The organism is Microbacterium sp. AK031 (assembly GCF_024807145.1).
In the GTDB taxonomy this organism is placed as follows: domain Bacteria; phylum Actinomycetota; class Actinomycetes; order Actinomycetales; family Microbacteriaceae; genus Microbacterium.
In genome coordinates, this window is the sequence record NZ_JANUCA010000001.1 from 321,642 (window position 1) to 335,398 (window position 13,757).

The 13,757-nt window shown below is 67.1% G+C and carries 17 protein-coding genes; 9 read left to right on the forward strand and 8 right to left on the reverse strand.

The features are described from left to right. Positions 1 to 57 precede the first annotated feature (57 nt). The 3 genes from dapE (at position 58) to HDC95_RS01505 (ending at position 2,591) form a co-directional block, all read left to right on the forward strand. Positions 58 to 1,131: a succinyl-diaminopimelate desuccinylase gene (gene dapE, locus HDC95_RS01495; RefSeq protein WP_259061415.1), complete on the forward strand. Its 1,074-nt coding sequence runs from the start codon at positions 58 to 60 to the stop codon at positions 1,129 to 1,131. After that, positions 1,113 to 2,330: a hypothetical protein gene (locus tag HDC95_RS01500; protein WP_259061416.1), complete on the forward strand. Its 1,218-nt coding sequence runs from the start codon at positions 1,113 to 1,115 to the stop codon at positions 2,328 to 2,330. The genes dapE and HDC95_RS01500 overlap by 19 nt, the downstream gene beginning before the upstream one ends. A gap of 93 nt (positions 2,331 to 2,423) precedes the next feature. Beyond that, a complete protein-coding gene (locus HDC95_RS01505; protein ID WP_084595462.1) occupies positions 2,424 to 2,591 on the forward strand; it encodes a DUF3117 domain-containing protein in 168 nt (55 codons plus the stop codon). A gap of 65 nt (positions 2,592 to 2,656) precedes the next feature. On the opposite strand, the gene HDC95_RS01510 is transcribed toward HDC95_RS01505, so the two are convergent. Then, positions 2,657 to 3,292 (reverse strand): O-methyltransferase, encoded by a 636-nt coding sequence (locus HDC95_RS01510; RefSeq protein ID WP_259061417.1) that lies wholly within the window; start codon positions 3,290 to 3,292, stop codon positions 2,657 to 2,659. 88 nt (positions 3,293 to 3,380) lie between these two features. Here HDC95_RS01510 and HDC95_RS01515 point away from each other — a divergent pair, with 88 nt between their 5' ends. Beyond that, a complete protein-coding gene (locus tag HDC95_RS01515; RefSeq protein WP_259061418.1) occupies positions 3,381 to 3,788 on the forward strand; it encodes a Sec-independent protein translocase TatB in 408 nt (135 codons plus the stop codon). 1 nt (position 3,789) lies between these two features. On the opposite strand, the gene HDC95_RS01520 is transcribed toward HDC95_RS01515, so the two are convergent. Genes HDC95_RS01520 through HDC95_RS01535 form a run of 4 tightly spaced genes read right to left on the reverse strand, consistent with a single transcriptional unit; the run spans position 3,790 to position 7,289 of the window. Then, a complete protein-coding gene (locus HDC95_RS01520; protein WP_259061419.1) occupies positions 3,790 to 4,293 on the reverse strand; it encodes a YcxB family protein in 504 nt (167 codons plus the stop codon). A gap of 34 nt (positions 4,294 to 4,327) precedes the next feature. Next, positions 4,328 to 5,467 carry an Mrp/NBP35 family ATP-binding protein gene (locus tag HDC95_RS01525; protein WP_259061420.1) on the reverse strand — a complete coding sequence of 380 codons (1,140 nt, stop codon included), beginning with the start codon at positions 5,465 to 5,467 and terminating at the stop codon, positions 4,328 to 4,330. Continuing rightward, positions 5,464 to 6,021, reverse strand: coding sequence for a DUF1003 domain-containing protein (locus tag HDC95_RS01530; protein ID WP_259062183.1), 558 nt, complete (start codon positions 6,019 to 6,021; stop codon positions 5,464 to 5,466). The genes HDC95_RS01525 and HDC95_RS01530 overlap by 4 nt, the downstream gene beginning before the upstream one ends. Continuing rightward, a complete protein-coding gene (locus HDC95_RS01535) occupies positions 6,021 to 7,289 on the reverse strand; it encodes a magnesium transporter MgtE N-terminal domain-containing protein (protein WP_259061421.1) in 1,269 nt (422 codons plus the stop codon). The genes HDC95_RS01530 and HDC95_RS01535 overlap by 1 nt, the downstream gene beginning before the upstream one ends. Positions 7,290 to 7,356: 67 nt before the next feature. Here HDC95_RS01535 and HDC95_RS01540 point away from each other — a divergent pair, with 67 nt between their 5' ends. The 4 genes from HDC95_RS01540 to HDC95_RS01555 are packed head-to-tail and all read left to right on the forward strand — an operon-like array spanning position 7,357 to position 10,130. Beyond that, the gene (locus HDC95_RS01540; RefSeq protein ID WP_259061422.1) at positions 7,357 to 8,121 is read left to right on the forward strand and encodes a general stress protein; all 765 of its coding nucleotides are present in this window, start codon (positions 7,357 to 7,359) and stop codon (positions 8,119 to 8,121) included. Positions 8,122 to 8,156: 35 nt separating this feature from the next. After that, positions 8,157 to 8,801, forward strand: coding sequence for a DUF4870 domain-containing protein (locus HDC95_RS01545; protein ID WP_259061423.1), 645 nt, complete (start codon positions 8,157 to 8,159; stop codon positions 8,799 to 8,801). Then, a complete protein-coding gene (locus tag HDC95_RS01550; RefSeq protein ID WP_396652615.1) occupies positions 8,798 to 9,445 on the forward strand; it encodes an alpha/beta family hydrolase in 648 nt (215 codons plus the stop codon). The genes HDC95_RS01545 and HDC95_RS01550 overlap by 4 nt, the downstream gene beginning before the upstream one ends. A gap of 19 nt (positions 9,446 to 9,464) precedes the next feature. Further along, complete coding sequence (locus HDC95_RS01555; protein WP_259061424.1) at positions 9,465 to 10,130, forward strand: SDR family oxidoreductase; 666 nt, start codon at positions 9,465 to 9,467, stop codon at positions 10,128 to 10,130. Between the two features lie 71 nt (positions 10,131 to 10,201). On the opposite strand, the gene HDC95_RS01560 is transcribed toward HDC95_RS01555, so the two are convergent. Further along, entirely contained in the window at positions 10,202 to 10,714 is a 513-nt protein-coding gene (locus HDC95_RS01560; protein ID WP_259061425.1) for a YdcF family protein, read from the reverse strand. Further along, complete coding sequence (locus HDC95_RS01565) at positions 10,687 to 12,099, reverse strand: aminopeptidase P family protein (RefSeq protein ID WP_259061426.1); 1,413 nt, start codon at positions 12,097 to 12,099, stop codon at positions 10,687 to 10,689. The genes HDC95_RS01560 and HDC95_RS01565 overlap by 28 nt, the downstream gene beginning before the upstream one ends. Before the next feature lie 36 nt (positions 12,100 to 12,135). On the opposite strand from HDC95_RS01565, the gene HDC95_RS01570 reads away from it, so the two are divergent. Next, positions 12,136 to 12,525, forward strand: coding sequence for a DUF3054 domain-containing protein (locus tag HDC95_RS01570; protein WP_259061427.1), 390 nt, complete (start codon positions 12,136 to 12,138; stop codon positions 12,523 to 12,525). Positions 12,526 to 12,635: 110 nt separating this feature from the next. Here HDC95_RS01570 and HDC95_RS01575 read toward each other — a convergent pair whose 3' ends face one another. Next, on the reverse strand, positions 12,636 to 13,652 hold the full coding sequence (locus HDC95_RS01575) for an endonuclease/exonuclease/phosphatase family protein (RefSeq protein ID WP_259061428.1): 1,017 nt from the start codon (positions 13,650 to 13,652) through the stop codon (positions 12,636 to 12,638). Between the last annotated feature and the right edge of the window lie 105 nt (positions 13,653 to 13,757).

Here is a 13,757-nt window from a genome sequence, read left to right on the forward strand (position 1 = left end):
GTCTCAACGCTACCGAACTTCCGAAAGCACATCGGCGCGAAGACTACGCTGGAGGACATGCTGCTCGATCTGACCGCCTCCTCCGTCGATCTCACCCGTGCGATCTGCGACATTCCCAGCGTCTCGGGCGATGAGGCGACGCTCGCCGACCTGATCGAAGCGTCCATCGCGCCGCTCGCGCACCTCGAGGTGATCAGGCACGGCAACACGATCGTCGCCCGCACGAACCTGGGGCGCGCACAGCGCGTCGTGATCGCAGGGCACATCGACACCGTGCCGATCAATGACAACGTCCCGACGCGCGACATCGCCGTGGCAGGCGAGCCGCACCTCTGGGGTCGCGGAACCGTCGACATGAAGGCCGGCGTCGCGGTCCAGCTCAAGCTTGCCGCAGAGCTCACCGCTCCCGTGGTCGACATCACCTGGATGTGGTACGACAACGAAGAGGTCGCCGCATCCCTCAACGGCCTGAATCTGCTCTCCGCCGATCGTCCCGATCTCTTCGCCGCAGACTTCGCGATTCTGGGTGAGCCGTCGAACGGCCAGGTCGAGGGCGGATGCAACGGCACGCTCCGTGCGATCGTGAGGACCCATGGCGTCCGCGCTCACAGCGCACGTGCCTGGATCGGCGAGAACGCGATCCACCGCGCAGCTCCCATCCTCGCCCGTCTCTCCGAGTACCGCGCGAAGGAGGTCACGGTGGAGGGCCTCGCCTATCGCGAGAGCCTCAGCGCCGTTCGCATCGTCGGCGGCGTCGCGGGCAATGTGATCCCCGATCTCTGCGAGGTCGAGATCAACTACCGGTTCGCGCCGAGCAAGACTGCGGCGGACGCGGCGACGCACGTGCGCGGAGTGCTCGAAGGCTTCGAGGTGGAGATCACCGACGCGGCCGATGGCGCCCGGCCCGGCCTTGACGCGCCGATCGCGCAGCAGTTCGTCGCCGCCGTCGGGGCCGAGCCGCGTCCCAAGTACGGCTGGACGGATGTCGCGCGCTTCTCCGCGCTCGGCATCCCTGCGGTCAACTACGGACCGGGCGATCCTCATCTCGCGCACCACGACGAGGAGCGCGTGCCGCTCGCCCAGATCGACGCGGTCGAGCAGGGTCTGCGGGCGTGGCTCACCGCGCCGTGATCACGGTCGCGCGACGGTGGGCGAGCGTCCCGGTCATGTTGCGCATCGCGGTGATCTACGTCTTCGGACGTCTGGTCACCACCGGATTCCTGACCATCGCAGCCGAGCTCTCCGGCCCTGGCTCGCGCTTCGGCCAGGACGCCGGCATCGGCAGCTTCATCCTCGGCTGGGATGCGCAGTGGTACTGGCTGGTCGCATGGGAGGGTTATCCATCCGTCCTGCCGTTGACGGAATCCGGTCAGGTGGCCGAGAACGCGTGGGCGTTCATGCCGCTCTACGCGTACGCGGCGCAGGTGGTCGGCATCCTGTTCGGATCCTGGGGTGCGGGCGCACTCGTGATCTCACTCGTCGCCGGGTTCTTCGCGTGCGTGATGCTGTACGGGCTGCTGCATGCGCGCATCGGCAATTCGGCGGCGCTGTGGGCGGCGACGTTCTTCGCGTGGGGACCGCTGGCGGCGCTGTTCCAGGTCGGCTATGCCGAGGTGCTCTTCGTGCTGCTCCTGCTCATCGCCTTGGATCTCGTCTCGCGGCGCCGGTTCGGCTGGCTCTACCTCGTCATCGCGCTGATGGCATTCACTCGTCCCGGCGTGCTCGCTTTCGCGCTGTATCTCGGGCTTTACGGCATCCTGCGATGGATACGACGGCGCACGGATCCGCTGCCCGCACGACAGATCGTCCACATCGTCGCACTCGGGGCGGTGGCGACCGCGACCGGCTTCGCCTGGCAGGCGATCGCGGGCATCGTGACAGGCGACCCCGGCGCATACCTCGCGACGGAGCTCTCGTGGCGGCGCAACTGGGGGATCGACAGCGAAGGGTTCATCCCGTTCGACGGCTGGTGGCAGGCCGCGCAGTTCTGGTTCGCGCAGTGGGGCATGCCTGGGTGGTGGGGTCTGGTCGCATTCCTCCTGCTCGTGAGCGGTGTCGCTGCAGCGCTGCTGTTCGCACCGCAGGTGCGCCGGATCGGACCCGACCTGCGACTGTGGAGTGCGAGCTACCTGCTCTACCTGCTCGCGGTCTTCTTCCCGCAGTCGAGCACGTTCCGACTGCTGATGCCGATCACTCCGCTTTGGGGAGCTGTCGCAGTACCGCGGTCACGGCCCTATCGCATCGGAGTGCTGGCGCTCTGCCTGCTCGGCCAGTGGGTGTGGATCTATCACATGTATGCCCTCGGAAACACATACTGGCAGGTGCCGTGACCAGGCGTTCACGACGTATTCTTCCGCCGTGTGCTCCGAGGCGGAAGCATACCGATAAACTTGATGCATACCACCGGAGGAAAGGAAGCCACGATGGCAGCGATGAAGCCGAGGACCGGAGACGGGCCAATGGAGGCCGTGAAGGAGGGACGACTCATCATCGTGCGCGTTCCCCTCGAAGGCGGCGGCCGTCTGGTCGTCTCCGTGAACGATGCCGAAGCGAAGGAGCTTCACGACGTGCTTGCCGGCGTCGTGAGCTGATTTCCGATTTCACTTCGAAGGGGCGGCGGATCTTCTGATCCGCCGCCCCTTCGTGGTTCTTCGGATCAGTCCCTGTGGATGCTGACGAGCTGCAGCAGTCCCTCGCCGACGGTCGAGATCGCGGCGAGCACGGCGGGTGACTCCTGAGTCTCCTGCACGAGAGAGCGATAGGCGCTGGTCACTGCGTCGCGCTGCACAGGATCGGCGGCCCGGCCACCCGCGAGCACACGGGGGACGAGCACGAGGCCACCGGTGCGAGCGAGCCGCAACCCGTGCTCGACGTACTCGATGACGTTCTCGGGGTCGGCATCGACCAGCACGATGTCGTAGGAATTCTCATTCATGCGCGGCAGAACGTCAGCGGCGCGCCCGGTGATGAACCTTGCCTTGGTCGGCGCCACTTTCGCCTCGCTGAAGCTGCGGCGTGCGGCGGCGAGGTGCTCTGGCTCGTTGTCGATCGACGTGAGCACGGCCTGCGGCGCACCGCGCAGCAACCACAGCCCCGATACGCCCGCTCCCGTGCCGATCTCGACGATCGAACGGGCATTGGATGCCGCGGCGAGCACAGCCAGCTGCGCGCCGACCGGGGCGCTGACCGGCGCCGCGCCCAGCTCGATCGCGTGGGTTCGTGCGCGTGCGATGGCGGAGGGCTCGATGATGGCCTCGCGGATATATCGTGCGTTCGCGTCGTTCTCGCTCATGACCCTGCTCCCAGTGGATTCGCTGCTTCACTCAGAGTATTCGCATGCCGTGTAAGACGGAGGCAGGCGCGGCGAGTAGCCTATGTACATGGATTTCGGGCTCACCTTCGAGAAGCTGCTGCTCATCGGTGTGATTGCAGCGCTCATCATCGGTCCGGAGCGCCTGCCGAAGGCTGCCGAGACCTTCGCCGGGTTCGTTCGCAGAGCGGGCGAGTATGTGCGTGAGACCAAGAGCAAGATGCGCGATGAGATCGGGCCCGAGATCGACGATGTCGACTGGCGCAAGCTCGATCCGCGTCAGTACGACCCCCGCAGGATCATCCGCGACGCCCTGATGGACGATACGCCGTCGACGGCGGCCACTTCCGCTGCGGCGGGAGGCGCTGCGGCGGCAGTCAGCGCAGCGACGCCGGTGCTCGACCCGCCGCGCTCGCCACTGGTCCGGCCGGCGTTCACGAGCGATGCGCCGCCGCCGTTCGACCTCGAGGCGACCTGACTCAGATCTTCGACTTGAGCCGGGCGATGTCTGCATCGCTCAGCAGGGCGCGCGGCACCGCGGTGACGATCGAGGCGCCGCGGAGTTGCAGGATCACGGCGTGCCGCCCCACGCGCACGGCGCGGAACGTCGAGTAGGCCATGTCGGAGACGCCGTTCTTCGCGAACAGCCTGATCGTCTCGTCTTCGAGGCTCACACCCACTGACGACCCCGACGGCATCGCCGTCGTGATCGCCCGTCGCACCTGCGCGCGGGTGAAGACCATCGAGGCGATCGCGAACGCCGCGATCGCGACCAGCGTCCAGGTCAGCGTCGTCGTCTGTTCCTCGTCCGCTCCGCCGACGATCGAGAGGACGATCGCGTTGAGGATGAAAGCTGCCAGTAACGCGGCGTATGCGATGAGCGCGAGCGGCCTGGTCAGCGAATAGATCGTCGCATCTCCCGTCATGCCTCGAAGGAGCTCCGGATCGACGGTCATCGAGCGGGGTCGGGAATCGCTGGTCACCTCACAAGTCTTTCACGACAGCGGCGCCGCACTCTCACGACAGAGAGATCGGCAACGACTTGCCGGCGAGCCCGCGACCCTGGTGAGCGAGGGTGTCCGCCAGCGCGCGGATGGCCTGTGCCGCGGCATCCGAAGGGTCGCCGAGTACCACGGGTATGCCGCTGTCGCCGCCTGCGCGCAGCGCAGGGCTGAGCGGAATGGAGGCCAACAGCGGCACAGGGGGGATCGGATCCGCGCCGGCCGAGGACTTCGAGAGAGCGGCGGCGACCTCGGCGCCTCCGCCCGTACCGAACAGGTCGACGACGGTTCCGTCGGCAAGCGTGAACGCCGCCATGTTCTCGACGACACCGATCACACGCTGACCGGTCTGCCTGGCCACGAGTCCGCTGCGGATCGCGACATCGGATGCTGCCGCCTGAGGCGTCGTGACGACGAGGACTTCAGCGTGGGGAAGGATCTGGCCGATCGAGATCGCGATGTCGCCGGTGCCGGGAGGCATGTCGATGAGCAGCACATCGAGGTCGCCGAAGAACACATCGGTGAGGAACTGCTGCACCGTGCGGTGCAGCATCGGCCCTCGCCAGGCGACGACCGCTTCGCCGTCGCGGAGGAACATCCCGATCGAGATGGTCTTCACGCCATGGGCGACCGGCGGCAGCATCAGGTCATCGATGCGGGTCGGCTGCGTTCCCGCGGGGATGCCGAGCAGCCCGGGGATCGAGAACCCGTGCACGTCGGCGTCGACCAGGCCGACTGCGAGCCCCTGTGCGGACAGCGCCACCGCGAGGTTCGCGGTGACGGTCGACTTTCCGACACCGCCCTTGCCGCTGGAGACGAGGATGACGCGGGTCAGAGAATCGGGTACGAACGGCATCTGCCTCGCCGGCCGGCCATCGCGGAGCTTCTCGGTGAGCGCCTTGCGCTCTGCGGGCGTCATGACGCCGACGTCGACGGTCACCTCGGCGATTCCGGCGACGGATTCCGCAGCGCGCCGCACATCGCTCTCGATGCGATCTGCGGCGGGGCATCCGACGATGGTGAGGGCGATGCCCACTCGCGCGTGTTCGCCGTCGACCGTGATCTCGCGCAGCATGTCGAGGTCGCCGATCGGACGGCGCAGCTCGGGATCCGACACGGCGCCGACCGCCTGACGCACACGGTCAGCGAGCGTCATCTGCGCCGGCCGTTCCGTGTGGTCGGAGCGGAGCCGTCGTCCGGGTCGGTGGCGTCGTCTTCGCGCTCGTCGTCGAGACCGGCCAGCAGCGACTTGAGTTCCTGCCTGAGGACGTCGCGGGTCACGGCCTGGTTGTTGCGCTCCTCCAAGGCCATGCGCAGCGCGACGATCTCGCGGGCGAGGTACTCGGTGTCGGCGAGGTTTCGTTCTGCGCGCTGACGGTCCTGCTCGATCTGCACACGGTCGCGGTCGTCCTGTCGGTTCTGGGCGAGCAGGATCAGGGGAGCGGCGTAGGAGGCCTGCAGGGAGAGCATCAGCGTCAGTGCCGTGAAGCCCAGTGCAGCGGCGTCGAAGCGCAACGCGTCCGGCATCAGCGTGTTCCACCCGATCCACGCCACGCAGAACAGCGTGAGGATCAGGAGGAACGTTGGTGTGCCCATGGCTCGGGCTACCCATTCGGTGAATCGGCCGAACCGGTCCCGGGAGGTGGGGCGCTGCCTCGTGCTTCCGCGGCCGAGCGGCGCGTCGAGCGCGGAGCGGTCGGCCTTGGCCATCATCGCGCACCTCCCTCTGGCACAGCGTCGGCATCGGCATCCTGGGTGCGCCAGTCATCGGGAAGCAGGTAGTCGAGCACGTCATCGATGCTCACCACACCGACGAGACGGCTTGCGGCATCCACCACCGGCAGCGACACGAGGTCGTAGCTGGCCAACAGGCGAGCCGTGTCGATGGCGGATGCCGTCACCGAGATCGGCTCCATCGTCTCGTCGACGATCGCGCCGAGACGTTCGTGCGGTGGATACCGCAGCATCCGCTGGAAATGCACGACGCCCAGCAGCCGACCGGTCGGCGTCTCGAACGGCGGGAGGGTGACGAACACCGCTGCGGCCAGTGCCGGGTGCAGTTCGTGACGACGGATCAGTGCGAGCGCTTCGGCGACCGTCGCATCCGCGGACAGGATGATGGGTTCGGTCGTCATCAGACCGCCGGCGGTGTCAGGGCCGTAGCGCAGCAGCGTGCGGACGTCTTCGGCCTCTTCGGGCTCCATGAGTCCGAGCAGCTGCTCGAGGCGCGTCTTCGGGAGCTGCGCAAGCAGGTCGGCCGCGTCGTCAGGCTCCATCTGGTCGAGGATGTCGGCGGCGCGTTCGTCGCCGAGACCATCGAGGATGTGGACCTGCTCCTCTTCCGGCATCTCCTCCAGAGCATCGGCGAGACGGTCGTCGGACAACTCACCGGCGACCTCGATCATCCGCTGCTGCGGCAGATCGAGAAGTGTCGTCGCGAGGTCGGCGGCGTGCAGTTCGGAGTACGAGGCGATGAGCTGTTCGGCGGACTGCGACTCGCCAGGAGCGCGCTTCTCGGCGACCTCGTTCCAGGCGGCGAACGTCGTGGGGCCCTTGGCGAACGGCGAGGCACTGGTCTTCGGCTTGCGCAGGAACAGCTGGCTGATGCTCCACTCGCCCAGGCGATTCGGCTCGATCGCGACGTCTTCGATGACCGCTCTGCCGGTGCCGTCGGCGAACTCGACGCGGCGGCCGAGAAGCTCTGCCAGCACGCGCACCTCTCCCGGTCGCGGCTGGAAACGGCGCACATTGATCAGACCGGTGGTGAGGACCTGACCGGAGCGGATCGAGGTGACGCGTCCGATCGACATGAAGACGTGCCGACGACCAGGGATCTCGACGACGAGTCCGATCACTCGCGGCGATCCCGTACTTCGGTACACGATGACGACATCCCGGACCTTGCCGAGCCGGTCGCCCACGGGGTCGAAGACGGCGCAGCCGGCCAGGCGCGCGACGAAAACCCGTTGTGTGCTCACGCTTCCAGAGTAGTCCGCGGTCCGCGGATCTCGGGCTTGTCAAGGCGTCACGTGGAACAATGGGCAGATGAGCATGTTGAACCGCCCAGCCGCCGGCACAGCCGTGGGGGAGACCGTCGCGTCTGTCCGCGATTACGAGGCCGCACAGAAGACGGTCTCGAAGCTGATCGCCGGCGAGGTCCCCGCGCGCGACATCGCGATCGTGGGGCAGGGTGTGCGCACGATCGAGCGGATCACCGGTCGGCTCGGATACGCCGCTGCCGCCCGCTCTGGTGCGGTGAACGGCATACTCATCGGACTGCTGCTGTCGGCGATCCTGGTGATCGGGAACCCCGACGCGCCCATCCAGCTCTTCGTCGGCTTCGTGTTCATCGGTGTTGCGCTCGGCATGATCATGAGCCTCATCACCTACGCGATCGTGCGTCGGCGCCGTGACTTCGCGAGCGTCACGCAGCTCGCGGCAGACCACTATGAGGTGACGGTGCTGGCCTCGTCGCTGGCGAAGGCGCGTGAGGTCGTCGGTGATCAGCGCACGACCGTTGTGCGTCCACCGGCGAACCTCGACGAGCCGCCCCGTTACGGTGAGCGCGTCATACAGGAACCGGACCAGAATGCCGCCGCGCGCGAGCGCATCGGCGGGCACGTGATCCCGCCGCGTCCGGCAGACCCGACTCCTGTCGCCCCGTCGGCGGCGGAGGCCGCGCCTCGTTTCGGCGAGCGGGTGGACGCTGCGGGGCCGGCTACGCCCGAGCAGGAGTCCGTCGATCCAGAGGAATCCGTGCCAGAGGCGGAGTCGCACCCCGCCGACGACGACACGCACGACAAAGCCTGACATACGACGCGGTCAGAGCCGCGGGAGGAACATACATGAGGACGCCTGATGCTTCGAACGATCCTCAGCACGGACCTGTCCCGCCCGTTCCGCCGCAGCCGGCACAACCGCCTTACGGTGCGCCGGCACAACCGCCCTACGGTGCGCCGGGTGCGTATCCGGCAGCCCCGCAGCAGCCATACTCCGCAGCTCCGCCTTATCCGGTTGCCCCGCAGCAGTATGGCGCTCCCGGCGTTCAGCAATTTCCTGTTCCAGGCACCTACGGCTATCCGATGCCGCAGGCGAAGCCGTCGACAGGCACGCTCTCATGGGCGCTCGGCTTCCTCATCTTCATCGGCATCCCGTTCCTGAGCGGAATCGTGTCGGGAGTCGTGATGGCATCCGTCTATCGCTCGGTCGCGCGCAAGGGTGAGATCGCGCGGCAGAACGCGCGTTCCGCGGCAAACTGGGCGCTCACCTACCTGACCGTGTCGATAGTGCTGCTCATCGTCCACGTCATCGTGCTCATCGCCTTCGCCGGTAGTGAGGGGATGAGAGGCTTCTTCCCGCTCGGCATTCCGATCACACTGTACTTCGCCGTCTCCATCCTCCACGTGGTGCTGGTCATCGTCGGCACGGTGAAGGCGTCCGGCGGCAAGGTCCTGCACGTACCGTTCGCGATCCCTTACATCCGGTCGTGAACTTCGACGTCGAGCTGCCGAACGGCACGGCGGCCGTCTCGGCGGAGTGGGCCGAAGCATCCGGCCGCGGAACTGTCGTCGTGGCGCATGGGGCAGGTGCGGGGATGGAGCATCCGTTCCTCGTCGGTTTCACCGGGGCACTGAACGCCGCCGGCTTCTCGACCCTGCGTTTCAACTTCCCGTACCGCGAGCAGGGCCGGCGCATGCCGGGTCCCGCAGCGCACGCGATCGCGACATGGCGTGCCGCCGTGGCACAGGCAAGTTCCCTCGATCCGGATGCCGCGCTGTGGGCCGCGGGCAAGTCTTACGGAGGACGGATGGCGTCGATGGGGGTCGCCGAGGGGATGGGTGTCGACGGGCTGATCTATCTCGGCTACCCGCTGCATCCGCCGGGAAGACCGGAGAAGCTGCGCGCTGACCACCTTCCTGCCATCGCAGTGCCGCAGCTGTTCATCGAGGGAACGAACGACCCGTTCATCCAGCCGCTTTCGCAGTTCGAACAGGTCCTCTCGACTTGTGCCGATGCTCGTGTGCAGTGGATCGAAGGCGGCGGCCATTCGTTCGAGGTGAAGGGGCACAAGCGCGCGCCCGAGGTCGTTGGCGCATCTCTGGCGCCGCTGGTGGTGGAGTTCGCCGCGGCCTAGGTTCTCGTAGCATGGCGATATGGCCCTCGCACTCGTCACCGGCGCGGCTCGCGCGAACAGCATCGCCGCAGGCATCGTTCCACGACTCGTCTCCGATGGCTGGGAGGTGGCGACCAGCGACCTTTCGGACGCCGACTTCCCGTGCGACCTGTCCACGCATACGGGGCCGGACGAACTGATCACCGCAGTCACCCGCGATCGCGGGCCGATCAGCGCGCTCGTGCTGAGTCATGCCCGCGATGTGAACTCCGGCATCCTGGACACCACCGCAGAGAGCTTCGACGCTCATGTGGCCGTCAACGCGCGCGCGAGTCTGCTGCTGATAGCCGCATTCGCGCGGCAGATCCCTGACAGCGGTGGCGCGATCGTCGCCCTCACCAGCGACCACACCACTGGCAACCTCCCCTATGGTGCCTCCAAGGGGGCGCTGGACCGCCTGGTCATCTCCGCGGCACGCGAACTGGGACCGCTCGGAATCTCGGCAAATGCACTCAATCCCGGTCCGATCGATACCGGATGGATGGAGGAGGAGTTCGCGGCAGAACTCGTTCCGGCACATCCACTGGGTCGTATCGGCACACCGGGCGACATCGCCGCCCTCGTATCGTTCCTCCTCTCGGATGACGGTCGCTGGGTCTCGGGTCAGCTTCTGCACGCCGATGGCGGCTTCTCGGCGCGCTACTGACGTCGATCGGACGACCGCTTCGCGGGCGTCAGTGATGAGCGATGTCCTGGCCTTGAGAGCGGGAGCGCGGATCACGCATGAGCCCACAGATATTCACGGGCCACCTCGGCATGCGGCGAATTGGAGACGATCTTGATGGTGTCGGCGTGCTCGATCAGCGGGACGCAGTTCGCGATGTTCTGCCATGTCGAGTGACTGTCGGCATCCAGCAGGATGCGACCTGTGTACCCGAGCACCTCGCGAGCATACGTCTCCATCAGCACGGCTTCCGCAACGTCCCCCGCCACCGACCCGCCGCTCAGTACGAGAACACCGTCTTCCGTCCGCGGCAACGAACGGATGCCGGCGCGCACCCGGTAGCGATTGATGACGTTCGCGGTCGACCTGCGATTGCGGAAGCCGAGCACCACGACGGCTTGGGATCCGCCCGTACCCGACTTCGTGCCCAGCATCCGTTTGCTCGATCGCCAATGCGCGACTTCCGCCCACACCGCGAGCGCCGCATAGATCACGGCACCGGCGCGGAGCAGTCGAAACAGCATCCGGCGGGAACGCATCAGCCCTGCTGCACCTGCGCGATCCATGCCTCGACGTCGTCCGCGGTGCGCGGGATGTCTGCCGACAGGTTCACAGGGCCATCCTCGGTCATCAGGATGTCGTCCTCGATGCGCACGCCGATGCCGCGCAGCTCTTCGGGAACCGTCAGATCATCGATCTGGAAGTACAGTCCGGGTTCGATCGTGAAGACCATGCCCGCCTCGAGCACGCCCTCGTAGTACATTTCGCGGCGCGCCTGGGCGCAGTCGTGAACGTCGATGCCCAGGTGGTGCGAGGTGCCGTGCACCATGTACCGACGGTGCTGACCACCGGCATCCGCATCGAGCGCCTCCTCGGCACTGACCAGAAGCACGCCCCATTCGGCCACACGCTTCGCGATGACCTTCATCGCAGCCTCGTGCACTTCGCGGAACTTCACGCCGGGGCGTGCGACGGCGAACGCGGCATCCGCAGCCTCCAGCACCGTTTCGTAGACCTTGCGCTGCACGTCGCTGAATCGTCCGTTCACCGGCAGCGTGCGCGTGATGTCGGCGGTGTACAGGCTGTCGGCCTCGACACCGGCATCCACCAGGATCAGGTCACCCGGCATGACAGCACCGTCGTTGCGCGTCCAGTGCAGATAGCAGGCGTGCGGGCCGGATGCCGAGATCGTGTCGTAGCCCTCGCCGTTTCCGTCCTCACGCGCACGGCGATGGAACACGCCCTCGACCACCCGCTCGCCTCGGGCATGCTTCGCGGCCTCCGGTAGAGCGTGGATGATGTCATCGAATCCGCGTGCGGTGATGTCCACTGCATGGCGCATCTCGGCGATCTCGTACTCGTCCTTCACGAGACGCAGCTCGGAGACGACCCGATCGAGATCGGCATCTCCGAGCGCCACATCGTCTGCACCCGTCTCGAAAACGGCGAGGTGGTCGGTCACGACATCCAGATCGGCGGCGACGCCGGCCAGCGAGGGTCGGGGCCCGATCCAGAACTCGCCGACCGTGGCATCCGCGTAGAACTCGGTGGTGGTGCGATCCGCGCGCTCGCGGAAGTACAGGGTGACATCGTGCCCGGCATCCTCTGCATCTGAAGAACGAGGCTCGAAGACCAACACGGAATCCGGCTCGGCATCGGCCGCCCAGCCGGTCAGGTGCGCGAACGCGGAGTGGGCACGGAAGGGGTAGTCGGTGTCGTTGCTGCGCTGCTTGAGCGAGCCGGCCTCGATCACGAGGCGCTTGCCGGGGAATGCCTCGGAGACCTTCGCACGCCGTGCGGCCGCATATGCCGCCTGCGGTCGGGCGACCGGCATCGACTCGGTTCGCTCTGCCCAGCCCGTGGAGATCGTGTCAAGGAATCCACTGGGGAAAGGCTGCTTGCGGTTCGTGACGGGGGTCTCGGCGATCGTGTCGCTCTCTCCGGTGTTCATGCACCCAGTCTCTCACTCCGATTTAGGCTGGGGAACATGACTGAGACCCGCCTACCCGTCGCCCTCGTCGTCGTCATCGATGCGATCCTCGTGGCGGTGTTCTGCGTGATCGGCCGTCTCTCACACGCCGAGGGAGTGTTCAGTGACATCCCGGGGCTCCTGGGCACGATCTGGCCGTTCCTGGTCGCGGTCCTCGCCGCGCATGCCGTCCTGCTGCTCCGCCGCACTTCTGCGGACCGCTTACTGCCGGGCGTCGTCATCTGGGCCGTCACCGTCGTCGTCGGGCTCGTGCTGCGTGCGCTCAGCGGTCAGGGGACCGCGCTCGCGTTCATGATCGTCGCGACACTGACGCTCGCGCTTTTCCTCATCGGATGGCGCGCGATCGTCGCCCTCGTCCGGCGGGTGCGCGGCCGAGTACGTTCATAACTCCTCAAGAAGTGCCGGCACTCGCCGGGGGAGGCCGGAACTCCGCGGAATCAGATGCTCGACAGTCGTGGTTTTGAGGAGTTGTGAACGGCGAGCAGCCCAGACCGCACTCAGCCGGCGGGGTCGAGCTGCACGACCAGCGCGCGGTGGTCGCTGCCGGCGGCATCCAGCACGAGCGACCCGGTCGGCTCCCAGTTCTGGCTGGCCATGACGTGGTCGATCGGGGCGCCGAGCAGCTCGGGGAACGACTCCGGCCAGGTGCCGGTCACGCCCGTGCCGGTGCGGATCGCCGCATCCCGGCAATTGCCCATGTCGCCGCCGTCGATGCCCAGCGCGGCCATGTGATCGATCGTCGCATTGAAGTCTCCGGCGAGGATGAAGTCTCCGGCAGGGCACTGATCGGCGATCCACTCCAGGTCGGACTGCCAGCGCTCCATCGCCTCGACGCGCGGCGCGATCGCATGCACGGCCACGATGGTCGGCCCTTCGCCGTTTACCGGCATCACGACGGCACTCGGCACCGAACTCGTGTTGCTCGTGCCGTCTTCGGATGAACCGATCACCGAGTAGTCGCCCAGCTCCGGCGAGATGAGGATCGTGGTCTCCCACGCCTGCGGTCCGTTCGGGACGTCCCCGAACTGCACGTGGTGCACCCACATCGGGCGGCCCTGCTCGCGCAGCATCACCGCGATGCGTTCGCCGACGGACTCCGCGGTCTCCGGGAGTGTGACGACGTCGACCTCCTGCTCGAGGATCGCATCGGCGATGGTTTCGGCGGAGACGGCCTCTCCGGCGGTGTTCCAGGTGAGCACTCGAACGCTCGTATCGGACTTGGCGGGGAGTTCACCGGTGCCGAACCCGCGGATGAGGCCGATTCCGCCGATCGCCGCCGACCCCAGCAGCGCCACGACGAGGATGGAGGCGGCGAATCCGCGCAGCGGCCTGGCGAACAGAAGCAGCAGTGACAGCACCGCGATCGCGAGGAGACCTGCCAGCACTGCGCCCCGCACGGCGACCAGCTGCGCGAACGGGAAGGTCTGTTCGAGGCGGAAGAACTGCGGCCATACGACGATCGCCGTCGTGATCGCGAACAGGACCGTCAGCAGGATCCCCAAGAGTCGAAACATCCCTCCGAGCGTACGGCCGCCTGCTGTGAATCTTCTGGTTCGACGGCACGCGCGTCGCGGGTCCGCTGCCAGGACCGCCGACCGGCATCGGGCGCCGCGATACGC

Coding starts and splice junctions, on each gene's coding strand:
- HDC95_RS01510 (WP_259061417.1), bottom strand. CDS start 3,292: ATGAGCGAGAACGACGCGAACGCACGATATATCCGCGAGGCCATCATC.
- HDC95_RS01525 (WP_259061420.1), bottom strand. CDS start 5,467: ATGACGCTCGCTGACCGTGTGCGTCAGGCGGTCGGCGCCGTGTCGGAT.
- HDC95_RS01570 (WP_259061427.1), top strand. CDS start 12,136: ATGACTGAGACCCGCCTACCCGTCGCCCTCGTCGTCGTCATCGATGCG.
- dapE (WP_259061415.1), top strand. CDS start 58: ATGCTGCTCGATCTGACCGCCTCCTCCGTCGATCTCACCCGTGCGATC.
- HDC95_RS01530 (WP_259062183.1), bottom strand. CDS start 6,021: ATGGCCAAGGCCGACCGCTCCGCGCTCGACGCGCCGCTCGGCCGCGGA.
- HDC95_RS01565 (WP_259061426.1), bottom strand. CDS start 12,099: ATGAACACCGGAGAGAGCGACACGATCGCCGAGACCCCCGTCACGAAC.
- HDC95_RS01555 (WP_259061424.1), top strand. CDS start 9,465: ATGGCCCTCGCACTCGTCACCGGCGCGGCTCGCGCGAACAGCATCGCC.
- HDC95_RS01575 (WP_259061428.1), bottom strand. CDS start 13,652: ATGTTTCGACTCTTGGGGATCCTGCTGACGGTCCTGTTCGCGATCACG.
- HDC95_RS01540 (WP_259061422.1), top strand. CDS start 7,357: ATGAGCATGTTGAACCGCCCAGCCGCCGGCACAGCCGTGGGGGAGACC.
- HDC95_RS01505 (WP_084595462.1), top strand. CDS start 2,424: ATGGCAGCGATGAAGCCGAGGACCGGAGACGGGCCAATGGAGGCCGTG.
- HDC95_RS01515 (WP_259061418.1), top strand. CDS start 3,381: ATGGATTTCGGGCTCACCTTCGAGAAGCTGCTGCTCATCGGTGTGATT.
- HDC95_RS01560 (WP_259061425.1), bottom strand. CDS start 10,714: ATGGATCGCGCAGGTGCAGCAGGGCTGATGCGTTCCCGCCGGATGCTG.
- HDC95_RS01545 (WP_259061423.1), top strand. CDS start 8,157: ATGAGGACGCCTGATGCTTCGAACGATCCTCAGCACGGACCTGTCCCG.